This window comes from Serratia sp. G204Y, from assembly GCF_051172435.1.
In the GTDB taxonomy this organism is placed as follows: Bacteria; Pseudomonadota; Gammaproteobacteria; order Enterobacterales; family Enterobacteriaceae; genus Serratia; species Serratia sarumanii.
The window spans coordinates 1,846,892-1,871,389 of record NZ_JBPIZA010000001.1; the positions used below are offsets into that span (position 1 = coordinate 1,846,892).

Sequence of the window (24,498 nt, forward strand, 5' to 3'; positions counted from 1 at the left end):
TTCCTCTTTATTGTTCAAGCGCCGCCGACAGGCTGGCGGTGTCGTTCACCGCCGCAGCCGTCAGGGTGTCAACAATACGTTTAGTCAGACCGGTCAGCACTTTGCCCGGCCCCACTTCCAGCAGCGACGTCACTCCCTGTGCTGCGATAAATTCTACGCTCTCGGTCCAACGCACCGGGCTGTACAGCTGACGCACCAGCGCGCTGCGGATCGCTTCCGGATCGTTTTCGGTGCGCACGTCGACGTTGTTCACCACCGGCACCTGCGGCGCTTTGAAGGTGATGTCCTGCAGCGCCACGGCCAGCTTGTCGGCGGCCGGTTTCATCAGCGCACAGTGCGAAGGCACGCTCACCGGCAGCGGCAGCGCGCGCTTGGCGCCTGCGGCTTTGCAGGCGACGCCTGCGCGCTCAACCGCTTCTTTGTTGCCGGCGATGACCACCTGGCCCGGCGAGTTGAAGTTGACCGGAGAAACCACCTGCCCCTGCGCAGACTCTTCACACGCCTTAGCGATCGCGTCGTTGTCCAGACCGATGATGGCGTACATCGCGCCGGTGCCTTCCGGCACCGCTTCCTGCATCAGCTTGCCGCGCAGCTCAACCAGACGGATCGCCGCCTTGAAGTCCAGCACGCCGGCGCAGACCAGCGCCGAGTATTCGCCCAAGCTGTGGCCCGCCATCAGCGCCGGCGCTTTACCGCCCTGCTGTTGCCAAACGCGGAAAATCGCCACCGAGGCGGCCAGCAGAGCCGGTTGGGTCTGCCAGGTTTTGTTCAGTTCTTCCGCCGGGCCTTGCTGCACCAGTTGCCACAGGTCGTAACCCAGGGCGGAAGAGGCTTCGCCGAAGGTTTCTTCGACGATCGGGAACTGTGCGGCCAACTCGGCCAGCATGCCAACGGTCTGCGACCCCTGGCCCGGGAAAACAAAAGCAAATTGCGTCATTTTTTCTTCCTGTCCAAATCAGAAACGAACCAGCGCCGAGCCCCAGGTAAAGCCGCCGCCGAAGGCCTCCAGCAGCACCAGTTGGCCACGCTGAATTCGCCCGTCGCGCACCGCTTCGTCCAGTGCGGAAGGCACCGAGGCGGCAGAGGTGTTGCCGTGACGATCGAGCGTCACCACCACTTTGTCCATCCCCATGCCCAGTTTTTTCGCCGTTGCGCTGATGATGCGCAGGTTGGCCTGGTGCGGCACCAGCCAATCCAGCTCGCTGCGGTCCATGTTGTTGGCCTGCAGCGTCTCGTCGACGATGCGCGCCAGCTCGGTGACCGCAACCTTGAAGACTTCGTTGCCCGCCATGGTGACATAGGCCGGCTTGTCTTGATTCTGGCGATCCTTGTACGGCAGCGTCAGCAGGTTGCCGTAGCTGCCGTCGGCATGCAGATGGGTAGACAGAATGCCCGGCGCTTCAGAAGCCCCCAGCACCACCGCCCCTGCGCCATCGCCAAACAGAATGATGGTGCCGCGATCTTCAGGATCCAGCGTGCGCGACAAGACGTCCGCGCCGATAACCAGCGCATGTTTGACCGCGCCGTTCTTCACGTACTGATCGGCCACGCTGAGCGCGTAAGTAAAGCCGGCACAGGCCGCAGCCAGATCGAACGCCGCGCAGTCTTTGATGCCCAGCATTTGCTGCACCAGGCACGCCGCGCTCGGGAACGCGTGAGTGGTCGTGGTGGTCGCCACGACGATCAGCCCAATGTCTTCTTTAGCCACACCTGCCATTTCCAGCGCTTTCTCAGCGGCCTGGAAGCTCATCGTCGCGACGGTTTCATCCGCAGCGGCGATGCGACGTTCGCGGATACCGGTACGCGTGACGATCCATTCGTCAGAGGTATCCACCATTTTTTCCAAATCAGCATTGGTGCGCACTTGTACGGGCAAATAACTCCCCGTACCGAGAATCTTTGTATACATGTACGATCAGTCACTCTTAGGTAATACAGCCTCAAGGCGCGCAGCAATCCTTTCCGGGACTTGCCGCTGCACCGCCTGCACAGCCTGTTCGATTGCGACTGCAAACGCGTGAGGGTTCGCAGCGCCGTGGCTCTTGACTACGGTGCTGCGCAATCCTAACAGACATGCGCCATTATACTGGTCGGGGTTCAGGTGGCCGAACCGCTTAACCACCCGTTTTTGCAACCAACGGCCCAACAATTTCAGCCACCACGCTCGCTTGTTGCCGTCGCCGGACGATTTCAGCAGCGATAAGAACACCCTGACCACCCCTTCCATGGTTTTCAGGGTGACGTTGCCCACGAAGCCATCGCATACCAACACGTCGGTCTTGCCGGTGAGCAGCTCGTTTCCTTCCAGGTAACCAATATAGTTGATTGCCGGAGTATTTTTTAGCACAGCGGCCGCTTCGCGGATATTATCCAGGCCTTTGGTCTCTTCTTCGCCAATATTCAGCAGCGCCACCCGCGGTTGCGCAATGCCGATCACCTCTTCCGCCATCACCGCGCCCATCACGGCAAACTGCACCAGCATGGTGCTGTCGCACTCGACGTTGGCCCCCAAATCCAGCACCACGGTTTTACTGCGTTGCTGATTCGGGATCGCCGTCATCAGCGCCGGGCGCTCGATGCCTTCCAGCGGCTTGACCAACAGCTTCGCCAATCCCATCAGCGCACCGGTATTGCCGGCGCTGACGCAGCCCTGCGCTTTACCGCTGCTGAGCTGCTCGAGCGCAATACGCATCGACGTGCCGCGGCTGGCGCGTATCGCTTGTGAAGGTTTGGCGTCGCCGGCGATCACGGACTCGGCGGGCACGACTTGCAGACGCTCCAGAAGAACCGGATCGGCGTGGGCAAGCAAAGGGGAGATGACGTCGGGATTGCCGACCAGCAGGAGATGAAGCTGTAAATTAGAGGCCAGTGCCTGCAACGAAGCAGGCACTGTGACGCAGGGACCGAAGTCCCCGCCCATTGCATCTAACGCCAGGGTTAGACGAGTCAAGGTATCGCTACTTAGCCGATAACCTTGCGACCGCGGTAGAAACCGTCGGCAGTGATGTGGTGACGACGGTGAGTTTCACCGGATACTTTGTCTACAGACAGAGTAGTCGTGGTCAGAGCATCGTGAGAACGACGCATGCCACGCTTGGAACGGGTTGGTTTATTCTGTTGTACGGCCATGGACCTTACTCCTCAATTACTTACGCTTTAAACTGGCTAATACGGCAAACGGATTCGGTTTCTCCGCCTCGGGAGGCAGTTGACCAAATACCATGTCCGCTTCGGACACTTCACAGTGTTCAGATTCATGTACCGGAACGACAGGCAGTGAAAGAATAATTTCGTCTTCAATCATCGCCAACAGATCGACTTCGCCAAACTCGTCAACTTCGATCGGTTCGTACGCTTCCGGTAATGCCTCAGCCTGCTCATCATTGACGACCGGGCTAAAACAATATGTTGTGTGAACCTGATGTTCGAACGGGACTCCACAGCGTTGGCACATCAACGTTACCGTGACGTCCGCATGCCCTGTTATCACCGCGAGGCGCTGATTGTCGATATTGAACGACAACGACACCTCGACATCACTGTCCACACTGACCACGGAGTCGGCAACACGAGTAACCTGCTCAGGCGCATAGACACCAGCATAGTCCAGGCGTTTCTGAGCGGTACGTACCGCATCAATGGTCAAGGGTAATTTTACCTTTTGCATAGGGCGCGCATATTAACTTTGTAACGACATAGAGTCAAAGAAAAAGGCCGTAAAACGGCTCCTTTCACCAATATTCGCTTCCACAGCGGCCGACAGTTTAAAATGCCATACCCATTTACGCTACGGTTTGCGAAAAAAATTATGCAGAGATTGCTTTTAGCCTCCACCTCACCCTATCGAAAAATGCTGCTGGAGAAGTTACGGCTGCCCTTCGACTGCGCCGCACCCGAGGTGGATGAAACCCCACTGCCGGGCGAAAGCGCCGAAGCGCTGGTGCTGCGCCTGGCGGCGGCGAAGGCTCAGGCGCTGGCCCTCGCCTATCCCGAGCATCTGATCATCGGCTCCGATCAGGTCTGCGTGATCGATGGCAACATCACCGGCAAGCCCCATACCGAGGAAAACGCCCGGGCGCAGCTGCGTCAGGCCAGCGGCCAGGCCGTGACCTTCTATACCGGCCTGGCGCTGTACAACGGCCGCAGCAAGCAGCTGCAGGCCCTGTGTGAGCCGTTCCACGTGCATTTTCGCGCGTTGAGCGAAGCGGAGATCGCCGCCTATATACGTCTGGAGCAACCGCTGAACTGCGCGGGCAGTTTCAAGAGCGAGGGATTGGGGATCGCGCTGTTCGACAGGTTGGAAGGCCGGGACCCGAACGCCCTGATCGGCCTGCCGTTGATCGCGCTGTTGGACATGTTGCGGGCTGAAGGCATCAACCCGCTGGTCTGACGCGGATTACTTGGCCACCTGCCGGCGCAGCACCTGCAGGCAGTGGCGCAGCTCTTGGTCCATCGGCGCTTCGATGCGCATCGTTTCGCCGGTGGCCGGATGCTCGAAGCGCAGCGCCGCGGCGTGCAGGAACAACCGCTTCAGGCCAGTACCCGCCAGCTGGCGATCGAACTCGCGGTCGCCATAGCGATCGTCAAAGGCGATCGGATGCCCGGCATGCAGCGTGTGCACGCGGATCTGGTGAGTGCGCCCGGTGATCGGGCTGGCCTTCACCAGGGTGGCGAATTCGTAACGCTCTTCCACCTTGAAGCGGGTTTCCGAAGGCTTGCCTTCGCTGCTGACGCGCACGATGCGCTCACCGCTTTGCAGAATGTTTTTCAGCAGCGGCGCCTGTACGGCCTTGCAGTGGGATTGCCACTGGCCGCGCACCAGCGCCAGATAATCCTTCTGCATGCCCTTCAGCCGCAGCTGTTCATGCAGCGAGCGCAGCGCGGAGCGCTTCTTGGCCACCAGCAGCACGCCGGAGGTATCGCGATCCAGACGGTGCACCAGCTCGAGGAAGCGGGCTTCCGGGCGCAGCGCGCGCAGCCCTTCGATCACGCCGAAGCTCAGGCCGCTGCCGCCGTGCACCGCGGTGCCGGAAGGCTTGTTGAGGATCAGCAGGTGGTCGTCTTCATACAGAATGCAATCGGCCAGCGCGGCTACCTTATCCAGCTTGGCCGACACCGGCGTCTCTTCGCGCTCGGCCACCCGCACCGGCGGCACGCGCACCACGTCGCCGGCCGCCAATTTGTATTCGACCTTGATGCGCCCTTTATTGACCCGCACCTCGCCTTTGCGCACGATGCGGTAAATCATGCTCTTCGGCACGCCTTTCAGGCGAGCGAGCAGAAAGTTGTCGATTCTCTGACCGGCTTCGTCGTCGGAAATCGTGATGAATTGTACTGCTGGATTGTTCGTTTTCATGGTGCGGGATTCTAAATAGAGCGCGTGAATAGCGCCACATCTTTTTCTGTGCTTAACTGTCTCTCTGACGGCGGGCGAAACCCCAGCGGACAATAAGGCAGCAAGCCGGTTTGAACGTTTGCGATTTCTTCCGCAGTTAAGGAAAAGTCACCTTGCTATAACGGCATCAGCAGTGGAATAATGCAGTCACTTTCCGCGTTGATTCTCGTTAAACAGGGAAAACGGTGGAATTATAAAATTTGTCTGATCGCGCAAAAACGCAGCAATGGCGTAAGACGTAATGCGAAATCAAACAATTAGCGGGCTGCGGGTTGCAGCTTGGCCGGCAAATGGAATCAGATCTGTCGACGTAAATCAGAGGCTATTCCCCTAGTAAAAGTGCTGTCTTTCACAAAGAAAAGCAGGCTTACCGAGATAATGCGCCCCTATGCAGGCGACAACCGTGAGGTTGACGGCTTTGCGAGAAGACACGGGGCTTTCGGTTTAACTCCGGCCATGAGGTTATTTTGCCCGCAGCTTTGTCGATAATGTAAAAATAACGAGTAAGTTAAGATGAAAAGAATGTTGATTAACGCAACTCAGCAGGAAGAGTTGCGTGTTGCCCTCGTAGATGGACAGCGGCTGTATGATTTGGATATCGAAAGTCCGGGTCATGAGCAGAAAAAAGCGAATATTTACAAAGGCAAAATCACCCGCATTGAACCAAGTCTTGAAGCAGCGTTCGTGGACTACGGCGCAGAACGACATGGTTTCCTCCCTCTTAAAGAAATCGCCCGCGAATACTTCCCTAGCAATTACTCTTCCCATGGCCGCCCGAACATCAAAGATGTGCTGCGCGAAGGCCAGGAAGTCATCGTTCAGGTAGACAAAGAAGAACGTGGCAACAAAGGCGCCGCCTTGACCACCTTCATCAGTCTCGCGGGCAGTTATCTGGTGCTGATGCCGAACAACCCGCGCGCCGGCGGTATTTCCCGCCGCATCGAGGGTGACGATCGCACCGAGCTGAAAGAAGCGCTCTCCTCGCTGCAGCTGCCGGACGGCATGGGTCTGATCGTTCGCACCGCGGGCGTAGGCAAATCCGCCGACGCGCTGCAGTGGGATCTCTCCTTCCGCCTGAAGCACTGGGAAGCGATTAAAAAAGCCGCCGAAGGCCGCCCCGCGCCGTTCCTGATCCACCAGGAAAGCAACGTTATCGTGCGCGCCTTCCGCGATTACCTGCGCCCGGACATCGGCGAAATCCTGATCGACAACCCGAAAATTCTCGATCTGGCCAAAGAGCACATCGCTGCGCTGGGCCGCCCGGATTTCAGCAGCAAAATCAAACTGTACAGCGGTGAAATCCCTCTGTTCAGCCACTACCAGATCGAATCGCAGATCGAATCCGCCTTCCAGCGTGAAGTGCGCCTGCCGTCCGGCGGCTCGATCGTCATCGACAGCACCGAAGCGCTGACCGCCATCGACATCAACTCCGCCCGCGCCACCCGCGGCGGCGACATCGAAGAGACGGCGTTCAACACCAACCTGGAAGCGGCGGACGAGATCGCTCGCCAGCTGCGCCTGCGTGACCTTGGCGGCCTGATCGTCATCGACTTCATCGACATGACGCCGGTTCGCCACCAGCGCGAAGTGGAAAACCGCCTGCGCGATGCCGTGCGCCAAGACCGCGCGCGCATCCAGATCGGCCGCATTTCCCGTTTCGGCCTGCTGGAAATGTCCCGTCAGCGCCTCAGCCCGTCGCTGGGCGAATCCAGCCACCACGTGTGCCCACGCTGTAACGGCACCGGCACCATTCGCGACAACGAATCGCTGGCGCTGTCCATCCTGCGCCTGATCGAAGAAGAAGCGCTGAAGGAAAACACCAAAGAAGTTCACGCTATCGTGCCGGTTCAGGTTGCTTCGTACCTGCTGAACGAAAAGCGTGAATCCGTCAGCGCGATCGAAAAACGTCAGGGTGGCGTGAAAGCTGTCATCGTGCCTAACGATGAAATGCAAACCCCGCACTACTCGGTGCTGCGCGTGCGCAAGGGCGAGGAAACCTCTACCCTCAGCTACCTGCTGCCGAAGCTGCATGAAGAAGACATGGAGCGTCCGCTGGAAGATGCGCCGATGGAACGCAAGCGTCCGGAGCAACCGGCCCTGGCTTCCTTCTCCCTGTCCGCCGATGCGCCACCGCCGGCTGAAGAACCTGTCGCCGTGGCCAAACCTGCCACCGCCGCCAAAGCTAAAGCCGCAGCGCCGGCCGCCGCCAAGCCGGGCTTCCTGGGCCGCCTGTTCGGTGGTCTGAAGAGCCTGTTCGCCGGTGAGGAACAACCTGCCGTCGAAGAAACCAAACCGGCCGAAACGCCGAAGGCGGAAAGCAACGGTGAAAACCGTCGTCAGGATCGTCGCGGTCAGCGTCGCCAAGGCACCGGCCGTAAAGAGCGCGGTGAGCGTGGTGACCGTCCGGAACGCGGCGAGCGTAAAGAGCGCGGTGAAGGCCGTGACAATCGCGAGCGCGACAACCGTGAGCCGCGTGAGAACCGCGAAGGCCGTGAATCGCGTGAATCCCGCGATGAACAGCGCCGTAACCGCCGCAACCAGCAGCAGAACGCGCCGGTAGCGGAGGAAACCGCCTCGGAAGACAGCGCTAAAGCGCCGCGCGAAGATCAGCAGCAACGCCGTGAGCAGCGTGCTGAACGCCAGCGTCGTCGTCAGGAAGAAAAACGCCAGGCGCAGCAGGAAGTGAAAGCGCTGGAAAGCGTTGAAGCGGTCGAGAGCACCGACGAAGAGCAGGAAGAACGCCAGCAGCAGAACATGCAGCGCCGCCAGCGCCGCCCTCTGTCGCAGAAGGTGCGCATCCTGTCCGCGGAAGAAGAACTGCAGCGTGCAGCGGAAGAGCTGTTGGCGCCGAAAGCGCCGGTAGCGAAAGCCGAAGTCGCGCAGCCGACCGCCGACGACAGCGTCAAGCTGCTGCCGGAAACCGTTGCCGCACAGCCGGAAGACGATGCCCAGGGCGAAAACCGCGGCAACGGCGAAGGCATGCCGCGCCGTTCCCGTCGTTCACCGCGCCACCTGCGCGTCAGCGGCCAGCGTCGCCGTCGTTACCGCGATGAGCGTTACCCGCTGCAGTCCCCAATGCCGCTGGCGGGCGCGTTCGCTTCGCCGGAAATGGCATCGGGCAAAGTCTGGGTAAGCTACCCGGTTGCTCAGGTTGAAGAAGCCGAAGTGCAGGCCGAAGCCGTAGAAGTAGAACAGGCAGCGGCACCGGTTGTCGCCGCAGCGGTTGAACAGCACAGCGTTGCCGTGGAAGAAACTCAGGCTGCGGCCAGCGTCAACGAGCCGGCACCAGAAGCCGCCGTTGAAACTGCGGCCGTTACCGTAACGGAAGAAGCTGCAGCCGTAGTGCCTGTCGTTGCCACCCCTGCCGAGGAAACCCCGGCGCCGGTGGAAGCCGCGCCGGCACCTGCCGCAGTTGAAGAACCGAAAGCGGAAGAGACTGCCCCGGCAGTGGAAGCCGAGCCGGTAGCTGAAACCGTTGCGGCAGAACCTGTGGTTGAAGCCAAGCCGGTGGAAGACGAGCCTGTGGTCGACGCTGCGCCGGCAGAAGCTGCGCAAGCGGAAGAAACGCCAGTGGCAGAAGCAGCGCCTTCGCCAGCCGCCGTGGAAGCCGCTCCGGTCGAAAAAGCCCCGGCGCCAATCGCCGCAGAACCTGCGCCTGTGGTTGCTCAGCAGCCGGCACCGGTGAAAGCCGTGCAGGACGTACTGTACAAACACATCGCCACTGCGCCGATGACCAAAGCGCCTGCGCCGGCCTACGTGCCGGAAGAACGCAAGCCCAGCGACTGGCAGCGCCCTTCCTTCAACTTTGAAGGCAAAGGCTCGGCAGGCGGCCATTCGGCGGTGAGCCAGGCCACCGCGCCGGCCACCAAGCCGCAGCCGGTTAACGAATAAGTTAATCTGCAGCTCTAAAAAAACCCGCCATCGGCGGGTTTTTTCTTGCCTGCAAAAAGGCTCAGGCTATCTTTTTCAGTTTTTTGATGTCTAAAACATCCAACTTGCCGTCAAGCCGGCTGACGAACTGCTGAAAATGCGCCGTCTCATTATGCTTATCCAGCGCTTCGCTGCTGGCCCAACGCTCAAAGAACACGAAAACGCCCGGCTTTTCCAGATCGCGATGCAAATCATATTGCAGGTTGCCCAACTCCTGGCGGCTCGGCTCGAGAATGTCGTGCACCGCTTCGCTGACGGCATCTTCAAATCCCGCTTTCGCTTGCAGGGTGGCGATAACGCGTACTTCCATTGCTTTCTCCCTTTCCACTTGATGAAGGTCGACGGTATTGGCGTCGGCATCGTTGAAATCCCTGTTACTATGCGCCCGCCGCGCTATTGATTTCAACTTGTCGCCAACAAACAGATGCATCTCAGGCGCTTTCCGCTTATCCTTACACCCCGGCGTGAATAAACCCATTATTCGCTTTTCATTAGACGTATTTGACCGCCGGAGCCTAGCTAGATGACCGCACAACCTCAAGTTCTGAAAATCCGCCGCCCAGACGACTGGCATATCCACCTGCGTGACGACGAGATGCTGAAAACGGTGGTGCCCTATACCAGCCAGGTATTTGGCCGGGCGATCGTGATGCCGAACCTGGTTCCGCCCGTAACGACCGTGGCCGCCGCGCGCGCCTACCGCGATCGCATTCTGGCGGCGGTCCCGCAGGGTCACAACTTCACTCCGCTGATGACCTGCTATCTGACCAACTCCCTGGCGGCCAGTGAACTGGTCAACGGCTTTGAGCAAGGGGTGTTTACTGCCGCCAAGCTGTATCCGGCCAACGCCACCACCAACTCCAGCCACGGCGTCAGCGACGTGACCGGCATCTACCCGCTGTTCGAACAGATGCAAAAAATCGGCATGCCTTTGCTGATCCACGGCGAAGTGACCGACCCTGCCGTCGATATCTTCGACCGCGAGGCGCGCTTTATCGAGCAGGTGATGGAACCGATCCGCCAGCAGTTCCCGGAGCTGAAGATCGTCTTCGAGCACATCACCACCAAAGAAGCGGCGCAATATGTGCAGGCAGGCAATCGTTTCCTCGGCGCCACCATCACGCCACAGCACCTGATGTTCAACCGCAACCACATGCTGGTCGGAGGCATTCGCCCACACCTGTTCTGCCTGCCGATCCTCAAGCGCAATGTCCATCAGGAAGCGCTGCGTCAGGCGGTCGCCAGCGGCTCGGATCGTTTCTTCCTCGGTACCGACTCCGCGCCGCACCTCAAGCATCGCAAAGAGTCCAGCTGCGGCTGCGCCGGCTGTTTCAACGCGCCGAATGCCATCCCAGCTTACGCCGCGGTGTTCGAACAGCTCGGCGCGCTGGCGCACTTTGAGGCCTTCTGCTCGCTCAACGGCCCGCGTTTCTATGGCCTGCCGCTCAACGAAGACTTCATCGAGCTGCAGCGCGTGTCGACCACCCAGCCGGAAGAGATCGCCCTGGGCAATGAATCCGTGATCCCCTTCCTGGCCGGTGAAACCCTGAACTGGTCGCTGAAAGACTGATATTTTTTCTTCGCCCTCTTGCCCCCGCACTCGATTAACTGTATAAATAAACAGTAAATCGCTTCGGGGGCAATTATGCGTGTTGAAGTCACTATAGATAAAACCCGGCCGCTGCCGTCGGGCGCCATTGAGGCGCTGACCGGTGAACTGGGCAAACGGGTCAATCGCCAGTTTCCAGACGCCGTCGTGCACGTACGTTATGCCGGCGCCAACGGGCTCTCCGTGCTGGGGGGCGCCAAAACCGACCGGGATCTGATCGAGGAAATCCTTCAGGAAACCTGGGAAAGCGCGGACGAGTGGTTCAGCGCAGAATAACACTGCAATGCTGTTTTTGCCGGGGGTCGCTCTCCGGCTTTTTTGTTTCTGGCGCCCAGCCCATTCATCGCTTACCCTTACTCTGGAACAAAATCCGCCTCAGCGCTGTATTTAACGCAAAGGAGTAAGCATGGCCCCGGACAAGGTGAAATCCGAAGACGCAATGACGTTTGGCGAACTGCTGGCGTTGATTGCCGATCAGAAAAGGCGCTTGAACGTACTGGAAGTGGCTTTCTCTTATCTGGCCTTCAGCCTGGATGACAAAGCCAACCAGCGGCTGATCCACAGCCTGAAGCTGGAATCGCACAGCCAGAATCGCGACGCCGAAACGCAAAAGCATTTCGCCCATTTGGCCGAAGAGCTGGAAAAATGTCTGCATGGCGCATCGCCACCTGCCGACGCGGAATAACGCGCCGCGCTGTACTCACCCACTGCAGCACATACAAATTTGTAGAATAATTGCTCAAATAAATATTTATTTTGCAAATTTTGGTGACAACCCCCTCCACCGATGAAAGCGGATGCGTATACTGTAATTGCTCTCATGATGATGAGCCGCATTGATCCTCGTTAGTCACTCACGGTAGTTACTACTCAATAAGGGGTCTTTATGGACAGAAATGATGAAGTAATTCAGACGCACCCGCTTGTCGGTTGGGATATCAGTACTGTCGACGTTTACGACGCCATGATGATACGCCTTCATTACCTGTCTTCACTAGACCAAACGCCCGAAGAAGCCCAAGTAGACAGAACGCTTTGGCTGACCACAGATGTCGCCCGTCAATTAATCAATATCTTAGAGGCCGGCATCGCCAAGATTGAAGCTACGGATTATCAGGATCTTGATCGCAGAAAACATTGATTCGTCGTCCCCTAACCCCTAAGGCGCCGCGCCCCATTCCCGGCGCCTTTTTCTTTGCCCTTCGCCGTTCAATCAGTGCATTGCGCCCGCCAACCTTTTATCATGGGGCGATAAGAAATCGCTATCAGAGAGGGTCGGCACGTGGAATATGATTTGATTGTGGTGGGCAGCGGTTCAGTCGGCGCAGCGGCAGGGTATTACGCAACCCGCGCCGGCTTGAAAGTGCTGATGATCGACAGCGCCATTCCCCCGCACCGCAACGGCAGCCATCACGGCGATACCCGCATCATCCGTCACGCTTACGGCGAAGGTGAAAAGTACGTGCCGCTGGTGCTGCGCGCGCAGGCGTTGTGGAATGCGCTGATTCAACATTCCGGCGAGGAACTGTTCCAGTCGTGCGGCGTACTCAACCTGGGGCCGCAGCACTCCGAATTCATTCGCAATGCTCAGCAGAGCGCGCAAAAATTCCGCCTGAACGCGCAAACCCTCAGCGCCGAACAGATTGCTCAACGCTGGCCGGAATTCCGCACGCCGGAAGGTTACGTCGGCGTTTTCGAGCCGGACGCCGGCTTCCTGCGTTCCGAACTGGCGGTGGCCAGCCTGATCAAGCTGGCGAAAGAGGCCGGCTGCAGCCAGTTGTTCAACTGCCCGGTCAGCGCGGTGGAGCCTATCGATGGCGGCGTTGCAGTCGTCACCGGCGAAGGGCGCTTCACGGCGCGAAAAGCGGTGGTCACCGCCGGCACCTGGGTGAAAGCGCTGTTGCCGCAGCTGCCGGTTGCTCCATTGCGCAAGGTATTCTCCTGGCATCAGGCGGATGGCCGCTACAGCGTGAACAATCGCTTCCCGGCCTTTACCGTTGAAGCGCAAGACGGCACGCACTATTACGGCTTCCCGGCGGATAACGACGGCCTGAAAGTGGGCAAACACGACGGTGGCCAGCCGATGGATGCCCCCGAGCAGCGTAAACCTTTCGGCAGCCACGCCAGCGACGGTACCGAAGTCTTCACCTTCCTGCGGCAGTTTTTGCCGGGTGTAGGCGTATGTTTACACGGCGAAGCCTGCAGTTATGACATGAGCCCCGACGAAGACTTTATCATCGACACCCTGCCGGAGTGCGATCGTCTGATGGTCATCAGCGGATTGAGCGGCCACGGCTTCAAGTTCGCCAGCGCACTGGGCGAGATTGCCGCGCTGTTCGCGCAGGACAAAGCGCCGCCGGTCGACGTCTCCAGCTTTGGTCTGAAACGATTTAGCTAAGCAAAGGCTGTCGCTGTCCTGGTTCCCGTCGAGCCCTGGGCAGCGAAATCCGACGGTTACAATTTCTTAACCTGCTAACTCTTTTAAATACCAAGTAAAAATTCTTATAACGGAAATTTCTTGCATTCAGCAGTTGAATTTCCGAATTGAACACTTGCAGTGTAAGTCCTATTTTACAGAAGATATGCTCCATCGGCTTTCAACAAGGACGTCACCATGAAACTACTTGTCGTGGACGAATGCTGCTTCACCCGGGTCGGTATAGCCAGCTACTTTGCTGATAGTGGGATTACGACGATCAAGTGCTGCCACAGCATTGAGTACGCTACGCCGCTGTTGGCCAGCTTTCAGCCGAGCCACATTCTGGTGAACCTCAGCAATCAGTGCCGCTATAACGAAGCGGACGCACAGCTGCTGGCGTTTATGGAGGCCAGCCAGTCTGCCTTGATGTTTATCTATCTCGATACGCCTTACCCTTATAGCGAAACGCCAATGCGCATCGCCGATAACGCGTTTCTGTTCAATAAAAGCATTCTGCCGCTCACCTTACGCACGCTGCGCGAAAATCCGCTGGCGCTGGCCGATGACGGCGAAGAGCGTTCCCTGTTCAGCCCGCAGGAACTGACGGTGATGAAATATTGGATGGCGGAGATGCCCAACTACCGCATCGCGAAAAAACTGCAAATTAGCTCGCATACGGTGTACGTGCACAAGCGGCACATCACGGAGAAGATCAACGCGCGCAACCGGCTGGAGTTCTACTCGTTGTATAACGTGCTGCGTTATTTCTACCCGCCGAACACGCCAACGAACTCGACGCCGTTGGCGCTGCTGGCGGTATGACATCAAGCCTGCGATAACGCAGGCTTTTTTATCGCCATTCTTCCAGCGCTCATGCGCGGCGCGCTATAAAAGACGCCGAGAAAAGGACTATAATCAAAGGTCTCTTTCTTCTGGCGGCTGAAATGTTAAACCGAATACTGGCGGCTATCGTCAACAACGTGCGTGAGCACCTGGTGCTGTATCTTTGCCTGTGGCTGGTGCTGCTGGCGCTGGATGTCTACTTTTTCTTCGTACTGTAACCCATGCCGTCGTCATTTCCCCGATTGAGCTTCAACCGCTTCGGCGATCCCGCCCAGGTGCTGACGCTGCAGCAGGTGAACAGGCCGCCGCTGCGCCCCGGCCGGCTGCTGCTGCAGATGCGCTATGCCCCGATCAATCCTTCCGACCTGATCCCGATTCACGGCCAATACGCGCACCGTATCGCCCTGCCGCAGGTGCCGGGCTATGAAGGCGCAGGCGTCATCGTCGATCCGCAGAGCGGGCGCTCGACCGGCCGACGCGCGCTGGCGGTAGCGGGTGACGGCAGCTGGCAAACCTTCGTCACGCTGCCTGAGGATCGGGTGGTGTGGGTGCCGGACGACATCGACGACAACGACGCGGCGCAGATTTACATCAACCCGCTCACCTGCTGGGTGTTGCTGACGCAATGGCTGCCGCTCAACGCCGGCGACGTGCTGCTGCTCAACGGCGGCGGCTCCGCCGTTAGCCTGCTGTTGGCGCAGCTGACGGCGCTGCGTGGTATTCGTCTGGCGGTGGTGGTGCGCAACGCCGCCCATCGCCAGGCGCTGCTGGCCGCCGGCGCCTGGCGCGTTATCGAAGCGCCGCAGCTGGCGCAAATGCCCCATTTTGGCGCCCGCGCCGCCATCGACTGCATCGGCGGAGAAGACGGATTGCAGCTGGCACGAGCGGTTCGCTCCGGCGGCGATTTCGTGGCGCTGGGCCTTTTAGGCGGGCGCCAGGTGGACTGGCGGCGCGTAGTGGATGAGTTAAAGCTGCGCGCTTCGCTGTTCCACCTGCGTAAATGGAATGCGCAGGCGGCGCCGGCGCAGTGGCAAACGGCGTTTTATCAGCTATTCCAGCTGCTGCGCCGCGGCCAGCTGGCGCTGCGCCCGCCCGCCGCGATTTACCCTCTGCATCAGTACGCAGCGGCGCTGCAACACGCCGCGCAGCCCGGTGTCAGCGGAAAAATCTTCCTTACTCCGGCGCCGCCGGAGGCTGGCGCGGCGGGCGGCCGTCCCCCAGGATAACCGCCAGCCGATAGCCGCCCTCGGTGGTCTCCAGCGCGATGCGCGCCACGATCGTCAGCGGCACCGACAGCAACATGCCCACCGGGCCGAGCAGCCAACCCCAAAAGATCAGCGACAGGAACACCACCAGCGTCGACAACCCCAGCCCGCGCCCCATTACCCGCGGTTCGAGGATATTGCCGATCACCATGTTGACAGCGATAAAGCCGCCCGCCACCACCAGCGCATCGCCCAATCCGTTGAACAGCAGCGCCTGAATCAACGGTGGAATGGCGGCCAATACCGAGCCGATATTGGGGATATAGTTGAGCAGAAACGCCAGCAGCCCCCAGATAAAGGCGAAGCGCACGCCGACCGCCGCCAGGAAGATCCAGACGATCACGCCGGTGGCCAGGCTGATGATGGTTTTAATCACCAGATAGCGCGTCACGCCGTCCAGCGCCCGCCGCATCGCGGCGAGGCCTTCGTTCGGCTTATCCAACGCCTGCTGCAGCTTATAAGGCAGCAGTTGCACTTCAAACAGCATAAACACCACGGTCATCAGCAGCAGGAAGACGTTGGTCATGGCGCCAGACAGGTGCCCCAGCATGCGGGTAACCAGATTCATCGCCGCGCTGGGATCGACATACTGCAGCATCGCTTCGCTGGAGAGGCTGATATTGAAGCGATCGGCGTAATGCTGCAGCTCGCGCAGTTTCTCGATCATCATGCCGCGGTACTGCGGCAGCGAGCGGGCGAACTCGTTCAGCGAAGCGCCCAGCATGCCGATAAACAGCATCACGACCACGATCACCGCCGTCACCAGCAGCGTCACCCCAAGGATGCGCGGCACCCGGCGGCGTTCCAGCATCGTCACCAGCGGGTTCAGCACCATGGCGAGGAATACCGCCAGTAGAAACGGCACCACGATGTCGGCGGCGGCTTTCACCCCGGCCAAAATGATCACCAACATCGCCAACAGGACGGCCAAACGCAGGCTGCTGTCGGTTACTCGGGTTCGGCCCATGACGTTTCCTTGTTATTTCACTGGGTTAACCGGCCACAAAGAGCCGACTCTTGGCGCTAATGGTAGCAAAGTCGGCCGTCACGCCGCAGAGGATTTAGCGTAACCGTTCGAATAATTTAATCTTTCCGCCCTGCTCTTCGCCGCAAGAAATAGGCATAACCTTTGCCAACCAATAATCCCGCCCAGCAATCCATGAACGGTTTACGTAAAATGACAAAAGCTGACATTAATAGATAATAAGCCTAATTTTCAACAACTAGCATAATCGCCACGTGAAAGAAATCATATCATCTTCAACGATTTATCTGATGAACTCCGAACATCTCAAACAAATTCACTGACTAATATTTCTAAGAAGTAACATAGTTAAATTTATTATTGATTTTATGTTTCCTAAAGTTTAATTATTGCAGCCAGCCAATCGGTAATCGAAGGAAACAGGATGCTCTGGAAAAATACCGCCGATCGTTTCGGCCATGTGTCAGTGTTGATCCACTGGCTGGTGGCGCTGACGGTGTACGGCATGTTCGCCCTCGGCCTGTGGATGGTCACGCTGGGCTATTACGACGTCTGGTACCACCAGGCGCCGGAGATCCACAAAAGCATCGGCACGCTGCTGTTCATCGTGATGGTGATCCGCGTGATCTGGCGCTTTGTCTCGCCGCCGCCCAAGCCTCTGGCCAGCTATGGCCGCCTCACTCGCGTCAGCGCCATTCTCGCGCATCTGGCGCTGTACGCCGTGCTGTTCGGCATTCTGATCAGCGGCTATCTGATCTCGACCGCCGACGGCCAACCGATCAGCGTATTCGGCTGGTTCGACGTGCCCGCCACCGTGACCGGCATGGCGGAACAGGCCGACACCGCCGGCGCCATACACCTTTACCTGGCCTGGGCCGTGGTAGTGCTCTCGGTACTGCACGGGCTGGCCGCGCTTAAACATCACTTTATCGATCGTGATGTCACTTTGAAACGGATGCTGGGTAGCAGCGCCGATTAACCTTTGGATTTATGGAGATTGCTATGTTGAAAAAGACCGTATTGGGCCTGACCGCAGGCGCCCTGCTGCTGAGCGCCGGTTCCGCACTGGCGGCGGACTACAAGATCGACAAACAGGGCCAGCACGCCTTTATCGAGTTCCGCATCCAGCACCTGGGTTACAGCTGGCTGTACGGCAGCTTTAAAGACTTCGACGGCGGCTTCACCTTCGACGAAAAAGATCCGTCCAAGGACAAAGTCAACGTGACCATCAATACCGCCAGCGTCGACACCAACCACGCCGAGCGCGACAAGCACCTGCGCAGCGCCGAGTTCCTCAACGTGGAGAAGAACAAGCAGGCCAAGTTTGAATCCACCGAAGTGAAGAAAAGCGGCGACGGTTATGCGGTGGTCGGCAACCTGACGCTGAACGGCGTGACCAAACCGGTTACGCTGGACGCCAAACTGATTGGCCAGGGCAACGATCCGTGGGGCGGCTACCGCGCCGGCTTTGAAGCCAACGGCAAGATCAAGCTGAAAGATTTCGGCATCACCACCGATCTGGGCCCGGCGTCGCAAGACGTTGAGCTGATCATCTCCGTAGAAGGCGTGCGCGAGAAATAAGTAAAAAAGCCCGGCTTGGCGGCCGGGCTTCTCATTTCCTCAGGCTCAGCGGGCTGGGCCTTCTTCTTCCGGTGCCGGAATGTGCATCGTAGTCTGCAACAGGCCTTTCGACTTATTGAAGATCTTGACGCCGTTTTCCCGGCCAGCACGGCGCGCGCGCTGCTCTTCGCGCGGCAGCTTCAGCTCTTCGCGGCAAATCTCGCTGCAGCACCCTTCAAACTTGGCGGCGCAGCTCGGGCACTGAATGAACAGCAGGTGGCAACCGTCGTTTTTGCAGTTGGTGTGGGTGTCGCACGGCGCCCCGCACTGGTGGCAGTTGGCGATCACATCGTCGGAAATGCGCTCGCCCATGCGCTCATCGAACACGAAGTTTTTGCCGATAAACTTCAGCGGCAGCCCCTGCTCTTTCGCTTTGCGGGCGTACTCGATGATCCCGCCTTCCACGTGGTAGATGTTTTTAAAGCCGTTGTGCAGCATATAGGCGCTGGCTTTTTCACAGCGAATGCCGCCGGTGCAGTACATGACGATGTTTTTGTCTTTGCTGTCCTGCAGCATCTCCACCGCCATCGGCAGCTGATCGCGGAAGGTATCCGACGGCACCTCGATGGCGTTTTCGAAGTGACCGACTTCGTACTCATAGTGGTTGCGCATGTCGACGAACACCGTATTCGGATCGTCGATCATCTGATTGACGCGATCGGCCTGCAGATATTCGCCGACGTTGCTTGGGTCAAAGCTCTCGTCATCGATGCCGTCGGCCACGATGCGCTCGCGCACCTTGAGGCGCAGCACCCAGAAGGATTTGCCGTCGTCTTCGAGCGCGATATTCAGGCGAACCTGATCCAGCGCCGGGTGCGAGGCGAACAGCGCGGCTTTGAACGCGTCGAAGTTATGCTGCGGCACGCTGATCTGCGCGTTGATGCCCTCTTTCGCCACGTAGATGCGGCCGAACACCTTCAATTTTTCGAACTGAACGTACAGGCTGTCGCGAAACGCTTTGGGATCGTCGATGGAGAAATATTTGTAAAAAGAAACTGTGGTGCGCGGCTCGGTTTCCGCCAGCATGCGCGCCTTCAGTTCCTCATTAGAAATTCGGTTATGTAACACTGGCATGGTGTACTTTCCTGTCTTTCGGGAGGTGACTGATCATCGCGCGCAGCCTGCCGGCACGCGCGCGGCGCACATCATACCCGAAAAACCGCCGCCGCGCAGCCCTGGCGCAAACGCCCCGTTCAGCGTCCGCCGCCTTCGGTAAACGCGGAAGCCAGCATACCGAGCGCCATCATCACGCCGGCGAGCGCCAATATCGCGTTCACCTGCAGATGCGCGCCGACGCTGCCGACCGCCGCGCCCAAAACCAGCAGCCCCGCACTGATCCATGGTGCCAACATATTTACCCTCTGAATAATTACCAGCAATAATATCGCCATTATCTTTGGCAGGAAAGATTGTGGAAAAATTCGGCATTCGATGCATATTTAACGCCCAAAAAGGGATTTTAATGCGTTGTGTTTTCCCGGATCGCCAGAAAAATGCCACAATAGTCGCAAACAAACGGCAGAAACGAACCTTGCCGCCGAGCTCACCCGGCTGCCAGACCATGCTATGACTCTGTCATTACACTTAAACAACCGTATTCAAACAGAGAACCCATGACTCAAGTTCCTACTTTCAATCGTTCCTTATTGCACCCGCGCTACTGGCTGACCTGGGTCGGCATCGGCTTGCTGTATCTGCTGGTGTTGCTGCCTTATCCCGTCATCTACTGGCTCGGCACCTCGATTGGGCGATTTTCCATGCGCTTTCTCAAGCGACGCGTCGCTATCGCCCAGCGTAACCTCGAGCTCTGTTTTCCCGACATGCCGCAGGCCGAACGCGATGCGCTGGTGGTAAAGAATTTCGAATCGGTCGGCATGGGGCTGTTTGAAACCGGCATGGCGTGGTTCTGGCCCAACTGGCGCATCGAGCGCTGGTTCAAGGTCAGCGGTCTGGAGCACATCCAAAAGGCGCGCGACAACCAGCAGGGCGTGTTGCTGATTGGCCTGCACTTTTTGACGCTGGAGCTGGGCGCGCGCATCTTCGGCATTCACAACCCGGGCATCGGCGTTTACCGCCCGCACGACAACAAGCTGATGGACTGGCTGCAAACCTGGGGCCGCATGCGTTCCAACAAATCGATGCTGGATCGCAAAGACATCAAAGGCATGATCCGCGCCCTGAAACAGGGCGATATCATCTGGTATGCGCCGGATCACGACTACGGCCCGCGCAGCAGCGTATTCGTGCCGCTGTTCGCGGTAGACAAAGCCGCCACCACCACCGGCAGTTACGTGCTGGTGCGGATGGGCAAACCGGCGATCATTCCGTTCACCCCGCGCCGCCTGCCGGACGGCAAAGGCTATGAGCTGATCATGCAGCCGGCGGTGGAAAACTTCCCGCTGGATAACGAACTCGATGCCGCCGCCTTTATGAATAAAGTGGTGGAAAAAGAGATCCTGATGGCGCCGGATCAATACATGTGGCTGCATCGCCGCTTCAAGACCCGCCCGGAAGGCGAGCCTTCGCTCTACTGATAAAGCAAACCCGCCGCCGGCGGGTTTTTTATTGCGCGCCTCTTGAGAATCGACGGCGAGGGTGGGATGGTAAAGCCTTTGCCACCAACCCCGGAGCCGCCATGTACATTGTCAGCCTGACCTACCATCGCCCGATCGCCGACGTCGACAGCCACCTTGACGGGCACATCGCCTGGCTTAAGAAATATTTTCAGGACGGCACCTTCATCGCCTCCGGCCGCAAGAATCCCCGCACCGGCGGCGTGATCCTGGCCAAGGGCATTGAGCGCGCGCGGCTGGACGCCATCCTGGCCGAAGATCCGTTCAACGCCGTGGCTCACTACGAGGTCACTGACTTTAGCGCCACCACCACCGCCGCCGGTTTCGAGGCGCTGGCCGGCCTATAAAACGCTGAAAATTCCGCGCGCCAAGCGCGGAATAAGGTTTAAGCGTCATTTTTAAAACTTTATTTCATTTTTTGCCCTATTCCCGTCCTCTGGTTTGCCGTAGCCGCGCCAGCGGCGCATACTTATCAGGCTAACTTTCACGTTTTGCCCCTCATCTTTTTGCCGCCGGCAAAACGCGTCACCTTTCGGCAATGGACATTTATGGCTTCGGCAGCAGAACTCGTTAACTGGAAACGCAACCTTTTCGTCGCCTGGGTAGGGTGCTTTCTCACCGGCGCCGCCTTCAGCCTGGTGATGCCGTTTCTGCCGCTGTACGTCGAGACCCTGGGCGTAACCGGCCATCAGGCGCTCAACATGTGGTCCGGTCTGCTGTTCAGCATTACCTTCCTGTTTTCCGCTATCGCCGCGCCTTTCTGGGGCGCCCTGGCCGACCGACGCGGCCGTAAACTGATGTTGCTGCGCTCGGCGTTGGGCATGGCGATCGTCATGGCGCTGATGGGCATGGCGCAAACGGTCTGGCAGTTTCTCGCGCTGCGTGCGGTGCTGGGGTTGCTCGGCGGGTTCATTCCCAACGCCAACGCGCTGATCGCCACCCAGGTGCCGCGCAACCGCAGCGGCTGGGCGCTCGGCACCCTGTCTACCGGTGGCGTCGGCGGTGCGCTGGTCGGCCCGCTGATCGGCGGCCTGCTGGCCGATCTGTACGGCCTGCGTCCGGTGTTTTATATCACCGCCGCGGTGCTGTTCGTCTGCTTCGTGCTGACGCTGCTGTATGTCAAAGAGCAATTCACCCCGGTGCAAAAGCGCGACATGTTGCACGCAAAACAGGTGTTCGCCTCGCTGAAGAACCCGAAGCTGGTGCTCAGCCTGTTCGTCACCACCATGATTATCCAGATCGCCACCGGCTCAATTGCCCCGATCCTGACGCTGTATGTGCGCGATCTGGCCGGCGCGACCCATAATCTGGCGTTTATCAGCGGGCTGATCGCCTCGGTGCCCGGCGTCGCGGCATTGATGAGCGCCCCACGGCTGGGCAAGCTGGGCGATCGCATCGGCCCGGAACGCATTCTGGTCTTTATGCTGATCGTCTCGGTGCTGCTGCTGATCCCGATGGCGTTCGTGCAAACGCCGTGGCAGCTCGGCGTACTGCGCTTTCTGCTGGGGGCGGCCGACGGCGCGCTGCTGCCGGCGGTACAGACGCTGTTGATTTATAACTGCACCAATCAGGTCGCCGGCCGAATTTTCAGCTACAACCAGTCGTTCCGCGACGTCGGCAACGTCAGCGGCCCGCTGCTCGGCGCCGCGGTCTCCGCCGGCTACGGTTTTCGCGCGGTCTTCGCCGTCACCGCTTTGGTGGTGCTGTTCAACGCCGGTTATTCCTGGTGGTGTCTGCGGCGGCGGCCGGGCTACATGCGGGAAGACACCCTGCAGGAAGAGCAATAGCTGCATTTATCGCCAATTTCCGCGATTGGCCGGATCAACGGCGCGTTTCCCCTACTTTTAATAATGCTTCCTGCGGGCCGGCGAATTTTCGCCCCACTCGGAACACTCTTACTACAACACCTTGTTTATCAACAATTAATTAACTTTCAGCGCATAAAACCCGCTGTCAATCATATTCCTGCCACAACCAACAGAAAAACCAGAAAAGGAGATGCTTGTCGACTTTTCGTCTAAAAAATGGGATACAGGTACTAGACAAAACCAACGACCAGTTATCAAATGGTTAAATAATATCACGCCAGATGTGAATCATCGGCCAAGTGAAGAAAAGGTCAGCACGCTTTCCACGGTTTATCAGCGTTGCAGCCGCGGTTTTGTCGGGTAATCCGCATTGGGCGGATCGCCTTCATTAAATACACATACAACCACAGTACGGGCTGCAGCCATGCAGCGCCTTTTTATTGGGAAATCGTTATGCAATCCTCTGTCAATAAGTCAGAAAGCCGGACCTTCTTCGGCCATCCCTATCCGCTGGGTTCTCTGTTCTTCACCGAAATGTGGGAGCGCTTTTCGTTCTACGGCATCCGTCCGCTGCTGATCCTGTTTATGGCCGCCACCGTGTACGACGGCGGCCTGGGTCTGGCGCGCGAGAACGCGTCGGCGATCGTCGGCATCTTCGCCGGCAGCATGTACCTGGCGGCACTGCCGGGCGGCTGGCTGGCGGACAACTGGCTCGGCCAACGCAAGGCCGTTTGGTACGGTTCGATTCTGATCGCCCTCGGCCACCTGTCGATCGCCCTGTCCGCGGTGATGGGCACCAACCTGTTCTTCATCGGCCTGATGTTCATCGTGCTCGGTTCCGGCCTGTTCAAGACCTGTATCTCGGTGATGGTCGGCACGCTGTACAAGAAAGGCGATGCGCGCCGCGACGGCGGTTTCTCGCTGTTCTACATGGGCATCAACATCGGTTCGTTCATCGCCCCGTTGATCTCCGGCTGGCTGATCAAGTCACACGGCTGGCACTGGGGCTTCGGCATCGGCGGTATCGGGATGCTGGTGGCGCTGGTGATCTTCCGCGTGTTCGCCGTCCCGGCGATGAAACGCTATGACCGCGAAGTGGGCCTGGATTCCACCTGGAACAGCCCGGTCGCGAAGAAAAAAGGCGTCGGCGCCTGGCTGCTGGCATTGGCGGTAGGCCTGGCTGCGGTCATCGTGCTGATCGCTCAGGGCACCATCGTCATCAACCCGGTCGAAGTAGCCAGCGTGCTGGTGTACGTGATCGCCGCGTCGGTCACCCTGTACTTCATCTATCTGTTCGCCTTTGCCGGCCTGAGCCGCAAAGAGCGCGCTCGCCTGCTGGTGTGCTTTATCCTGCTGATCTCCGCCGCGTTCTTCTGGTCGGCGTTTGAACAGAAACCGACTTCGTTCAACCTGTTCGCCAACGATTACACCAATCGCATGGTCGGCGGCTTCGAGATCCCGGCGGTGTGGTTCCAGTCGATCAACGCCCTGTTCATCATCCTGCTGGCGCCGGTGTTCAGCTGGGCCTGGCCTGCACTGGCGCGCAATAACGTGCGCCCGAGCAGCATTACCAAGTTCGTGATCGGTATCCTGTGCGCCGCCGGCGGTTTCGGCCTGATGATGCTGGCCGCGCAAAATGTGCTGAGCAACGGCGGCGCCGGCGTATCGCCGATGTGGCTGGTGGGCAGTATCCTGATGCTGACGCTGGGTGAGCTGTGCCTGAGCCCGATCGGCCTCGCCACCATGACGCTGCTGGCGCCGGAGAGAATGCGCGGGCAAATGATGGGGCTGTGGTTCTGCGCCAGCGCGCTGGGCAACCTGGCGGCCGGTCTGATCGGCGGTCACGTCAAGGCCGACCAACTGGATATGCTGCCGGATCTGTTCGCTCGCTGCTCAGTCGCGCTGCTGATCTGCGCCGCCGTGCTTATCGTGCTGATCGTGCCGATTCGCCGCATGCTGGAAAATACCCAGACCAAGAGCGCGCAGAAACCTGCGACCAGCGCCTGACGGATACCCCGTTTTTATCTCGCAAACCGGCGCTCAAGGCGCCG

General features: G+C 58.9%; 26 protein-coding genes. 16 read left to right on the top strand and 10 right to left on the bottom strand.

The window, feature by feature from the left end; translation table 11 throughout:
• Positions 1-7: 7 nt before the first annotated feature.
• The 5 genes from fabD to yceD are packed head-to-tail and all read right to left on the bottom strand — an operon-like array spanning position 8 to position 3,667.
• Positions 8-937: an ACP S-malonyltransferase gene (fabD, locus tag ACSBQQ_RS09025; protein WP_060428486.1), complete on the bottom strand. Its 930-nt coding sequence runs from the start codon at positions 935-937 to the stop codon at positions 8-10.
• A gap of 18 nt (positions 938-955) precedes the next feature.
• Positions 956-1,909 carry a beta-ketoacyl-ACP synthase III gene (locus ACSBQQ_RS09030; protein ID WP_025302411.1) on the bottom strand — a complete coding sequence of 318 codons (954 nt, stop codon included), beginning with the start codon at positions 1,907-1,909 and terminating at the stop codon, positions 956-958.
• Between the two features lie 6 nt (positions 1,910-1,915).
• Entirely contained in the window at positions 1,916-2,950 is a 1,035-nt protein-coding gene (plsX, locus tag ACSBQQ_RS09035) for a phosphate acyltransferase PlsX (protein ID WP_071883797.1), read from the bottom strand.
• Positions 2,951-2,961: 11 nt separating this feature from the next.
• The gene (gene rpmF, locus ACSBQQ_RS09040) at positions 2,962-3,129 is read right to left on the bottom strand and encodes a 50S ribosomal protein L32 (protein WP_004927778.1); all 168 of its coding nucleotides are present in this window, start codon (positions 3,127-3,129) and stop codon (positions 2,962-2,964) included.
• 16 nt (positions 3,130-3,145) lie between these two features.
• Positions 3,146-3,667, bottom strand: a complete 522-nt coding sequence (gene yceD / locus ACSBQQ_RS09045; RefSeq protein WP_004927780.1) for a 23S rRNA accumulation protein YceD — start codon at positions 3,665-3,667, stop codon at positions 3,146-3,148.
• A 141-nt stretch (positions 3,668-3,808) separates the two neighbouring features.
• Between yceD and ACSBQQ_RS09050 the strand changes: the two genes are divergently transcribed.
• Positions 3,809-4,390, top strand: coding sequence for a Maf family protein (locus tag ACSBQQ_RS09050; RefSeq protein WP_060420593.1), 582 nt, complete (start codon positions 3,809-3,811; stop codon positions 4,388-4,390).
• A gap of 6 nt (positions 4,391-4,396) precedes the next feature.
• Here the strand turns inward: ACSBQQ_RS09050 and rluC are convergent, their stop codons facing one another.
• Positions 4,397-5,356 (bottom strand): 23S rRNA pseudouridine(955/2504/2580) synthase RluC, encoded by a 960-nt coding sequence (gene rluC, locus ACSBQQ_RS09055; protein ID WP_033646448.1) that lies wholly within the window; start codon positions 5,354-5,356, stop codon positions 4,397-4,399.
• Positions 5,357-5,908: 552 nt separating this feature from the next.
• Here rluC and rne point away from each other — a divergent pair.
• On the top strand, positions 5,909-9,286 hold the full coding sequence (rne, locus tag ACSBQQ_RS09060) for a ribonuclease E (protein WP_072269912.1): 3,378 nt from the start codon (positions 5,909-5,911) through the stop codon (positions 9,284-9,286).
• A gap of 61 nt (positions 9,287-9,347) precedes the next feature.
• Here the strand turns inward: rne and ACSBQQ_RS09065 are convergent, their stop codons facing one another.
• Positions 9,348-9,635 carry a putative quinol monooxygenase gene (locus tag ACSBQQ_RS09065; protein ID WP_033647446.1) on the bottom strand — a complete coding sequence of 96 codons (288 nt, stop codon included), beginning with the start codon at positions 9,633-9,635 and terminating at the stop codon, positions 9,348-9,350.
• Between the two features lie 213 nt (positions 9,636-9,848).
• On the opposite strand from ACSBQQ_RS09065, the gene pyrC reads away from it, so the two are divergent.
• The 8 genes from pyrC to ACSBQQ_RS09105 all read left to right on the top strand — a co-directional run bounded on the left by pyrC (position 9,849) and on the right by ACSBQQ_RS09105 (position 15,422).
• The gene (pyrC, locus tag ACSBQQ_RS09070; RefSeq protein ID WP_033655064.1) at positions 9,849-10,895 is read left to right on the top strand and encodes a dihydroorotase; all 1,047 of its coding nucleotides are present in this window, start codon (positions 9,849-9,851) and stop codon (positions 10,893-10,895) included.
• A 75-nt stretch (positions 10,896-10,970) separates the two neighbouring features.
• On the top strand, positions 10,971-11,210 hold the full coding sequence (gene dinI / locus ACSBQQ_RS09075; RefSeq protein WP_033638037.1) for a DNA damage-inducible protein I: 240 nt from the start codon (positions 10,971-10,973) through the stop codon (positions 11,208-11,210).
• A gap of 130 nt (positions 11,211-11,340) precedes the next feature.
• Complete coding sequence (locus tag ACSBQQ_RS09080; RefSeq protein WP_004927809.1) at positions 11,341-11,619, top strand: hypothetical protein; 279 nt, start codon at positions 11,341-11,343, stop codon at positions 11,617-11,619.
• Between the two features lie 201 nt (positions 11,620-11,820).
• Positions 11,821-12,075, top strand: a complete 255-nt coding sequence (gene bssS / locus ACSBQQ_RS09085) for a biofilm formation regulator BssS (RefSeq protein ID WP_004927812.1) — start codon at positions 11,821-11,823, stop codon at positions 12,073-12,075.
• Positions 12,076-12,216: 141 nt separating this feature from the next.
• Positions 12,217-13,332 carry an N-methyl-L-tryptophan oxidase gene (solA, locus tag ACSBQQ_RS09090; RefSeq protein WP_041034628.1) on the top strand — a complete coding sequence of 372 codons (1,116 nt, stop codon included), beginning with the start codon at positions 12,217-12,219 and terminating at the stop codon, positions 13,330-13,332.
• A 216-nt stretch (positions 13,333-13,548) separates the two neighbouring features.
• Positions 13,549-14,175 carry a LuxR C-terminal-related transcriptional regulator gene (locus ACSBQQ_RS09095; RefSeq protein WP_033655066.1) on the top strand — a complete coding sequence of 209 codons (627 nt, stop codon included), beginning with the start codon at positions 13,549-13,551 and terminating at the stop codon, positions 14,173-14,175.
• A gap of 122 nt (positions 14,176-14,297) precedes the next feature.
• A complete protein-coding gene (locus ACSBQQ_RS09100) occupies positions 14,298-14,414 on the top strand; it encodes a DUF2770 family protein (RefSeq protein WP_033638034.1) in 117 nt (38 codons plus the stop codon).
• Between the two features lie 3 nt (positions 14,415-14,417).
• Complete coding sequence (locus tag ACSBQQ_RS09105) at positions 14,418-15,422, top strand: zinc-dependent alcohol dehydrogenase family protein (protein ID WP_033646454.1); 1,005 nt, start codon at positions 14,418-14,420, stop codon at positions 15,420-15,422.
• Here ACSBQQ_RS09105 and ACSBQQ_RS09110 read toward each other — a convergent pair.
• The gene (locus ACSBQQ_RS09110) at positions 15,370-16,428 is read right to left on the bottom strand and encodes an AI-2E family transporter (RefSeq protein ID WP_033646455.1); all 1,059 of its coding nucleotides are present in this window, start codon (positions 16,426-16,428) and stop codon (positions 15,370-15,372) included. The two genes, ACSBQQ_RS09105 and ACSBQQ_RS09110, sit on opposite strands and share 53 nt — an antisense overlap.
• 442 nt (positions 16,429-16,870) lie before the next feature.
• Here ACSBQQ_RS09110 and ACSBQQ_RS09115 point away from each other — a divergent pair, with 442 nt between their 5' ends.
• Together ACSBQQ_RS09115 and ACSBQQ_RS09120 are read left to right on the top strand one after the other, a co-directional pair.
• A complete protein-coding gene (locus tag ACSBQQ_RS09115) occupies positions 16,871-17,425 on the top strand; it encodes a cytochrome b (RefSeq protein WP_004927830.1) in 555 nt (184 codons plus the stop codon).
• Between the two features lie 23 nt (positions 17,426-17,448).
• Positions 17,449-18,027: a YceI family protein gene (locus tag ACSBQQ_RS09120; RefSeq protein WP_016928208.1), complete on the top strand. Its 579-nt coding sequence runs from the start codon at positions 17,449-17,451 to the stop codon at positions 18,025-18,027.
• 45 nt (positions 18,028-18,072) lie between these two features.
• Here ACSBQQ_RS09120 and ACSBQQ_RS09125 read toward each other — a convergent pair whose 3' ends face one another.
• Together ACSBQQ_RS09125 and ACSBQQ_RS09130 are read right to left on the bottom strand one after the other, a co-directional pair.
• Positions 18,073-19,140 (bottom strand): rhodanese-related sulfurtransferase, encoded by a 1,068-nt coding sequence (locus ACSBQQ_RS09125; RefSeq protein WP_033646457.1) that lies wholly within the window; start codon positions 19,138-19,140, stop codon positions 18,073-18,075.
• Between the two features lie 119 nt (positions 19,141-19,259).
• Complete coding sequence (locus tag ACSBQQ_RS09130) at positions 19,260-19,418, bottom strand: hypothetical protein (RefSeq protein ID WP_033638031.1); 159 nt, start codon at positions 19,416-19,418, stop codon at positions 19,260-19,262.
• A 261-nt stretch (positions 19,419-19,679) separates the two neighbouring features.
• On the opposite strand from ACSBQQ_RS09130, the gene ACSBQQ_RS09135 reads away from it, so the two are divergent.
• The 4 genes from ACSBQQ_RS09135 to ACSBQQ_RS09150 all read left to right on the top strand — a co-directional run bounded on the left by ACSBQQ_RS09135 (position 19,680) and on the right by ACSBQQ_RS09150 (position 24,454).
• Positions 19,680-20,600, top strand: a complete 921-nt coding sequence (locus ACSBQQ_RS09135) for a Kdo(2)-lipid IV(A) acyltransferase (RefSeq protein ID WP_033638030.1) — start codon at positions 19,680-19,682, stop codon at positions 20,598-20,600.
• A gap of 101 nt (positions 20,601-20,701) precedes the next feature.
• Positions 20,702-20,986 carry a YciI family protein gene (locus ACSBQQ_RS09140; protein WP_033655070.1) on the top strand — a complete coding sequence of 95 codons (285 nt, stop codon included), beginning with the start codon at positions 20,702-20,704 and terminating at the stop codon, positions 20,984-20,986.
• A 201-nt stretch (positions 20,987-21,187) separates the two neighbouring features.
• Entirely contained in the window at positions 21,188-22,426 is a 1,239-nt protein-coding gene (gene mdtG, locus ACSBQQ_RS09145) for a multidrug efflux MFS transporter MdtG (protein WP_435012890.1), read from the top strand.
• A gap of 474 nt (positions 22,427-22,900) precedes the next feature.
• Positions 22,901-24,454 carry a peptide MFS transporter gene (locus tag ACSBQQ_RS09150; protein ID WP_033638027.1) on the top strand — a complete coding sequence of 518 codons (1,554 nt, stop codon included), beginning with the start codon at positions 22,901-22,903 and terminating at the stop codon, positions 24,452-24,454.
• Positions 24,455-24,498: the final 44 nt, after the last annotated feature.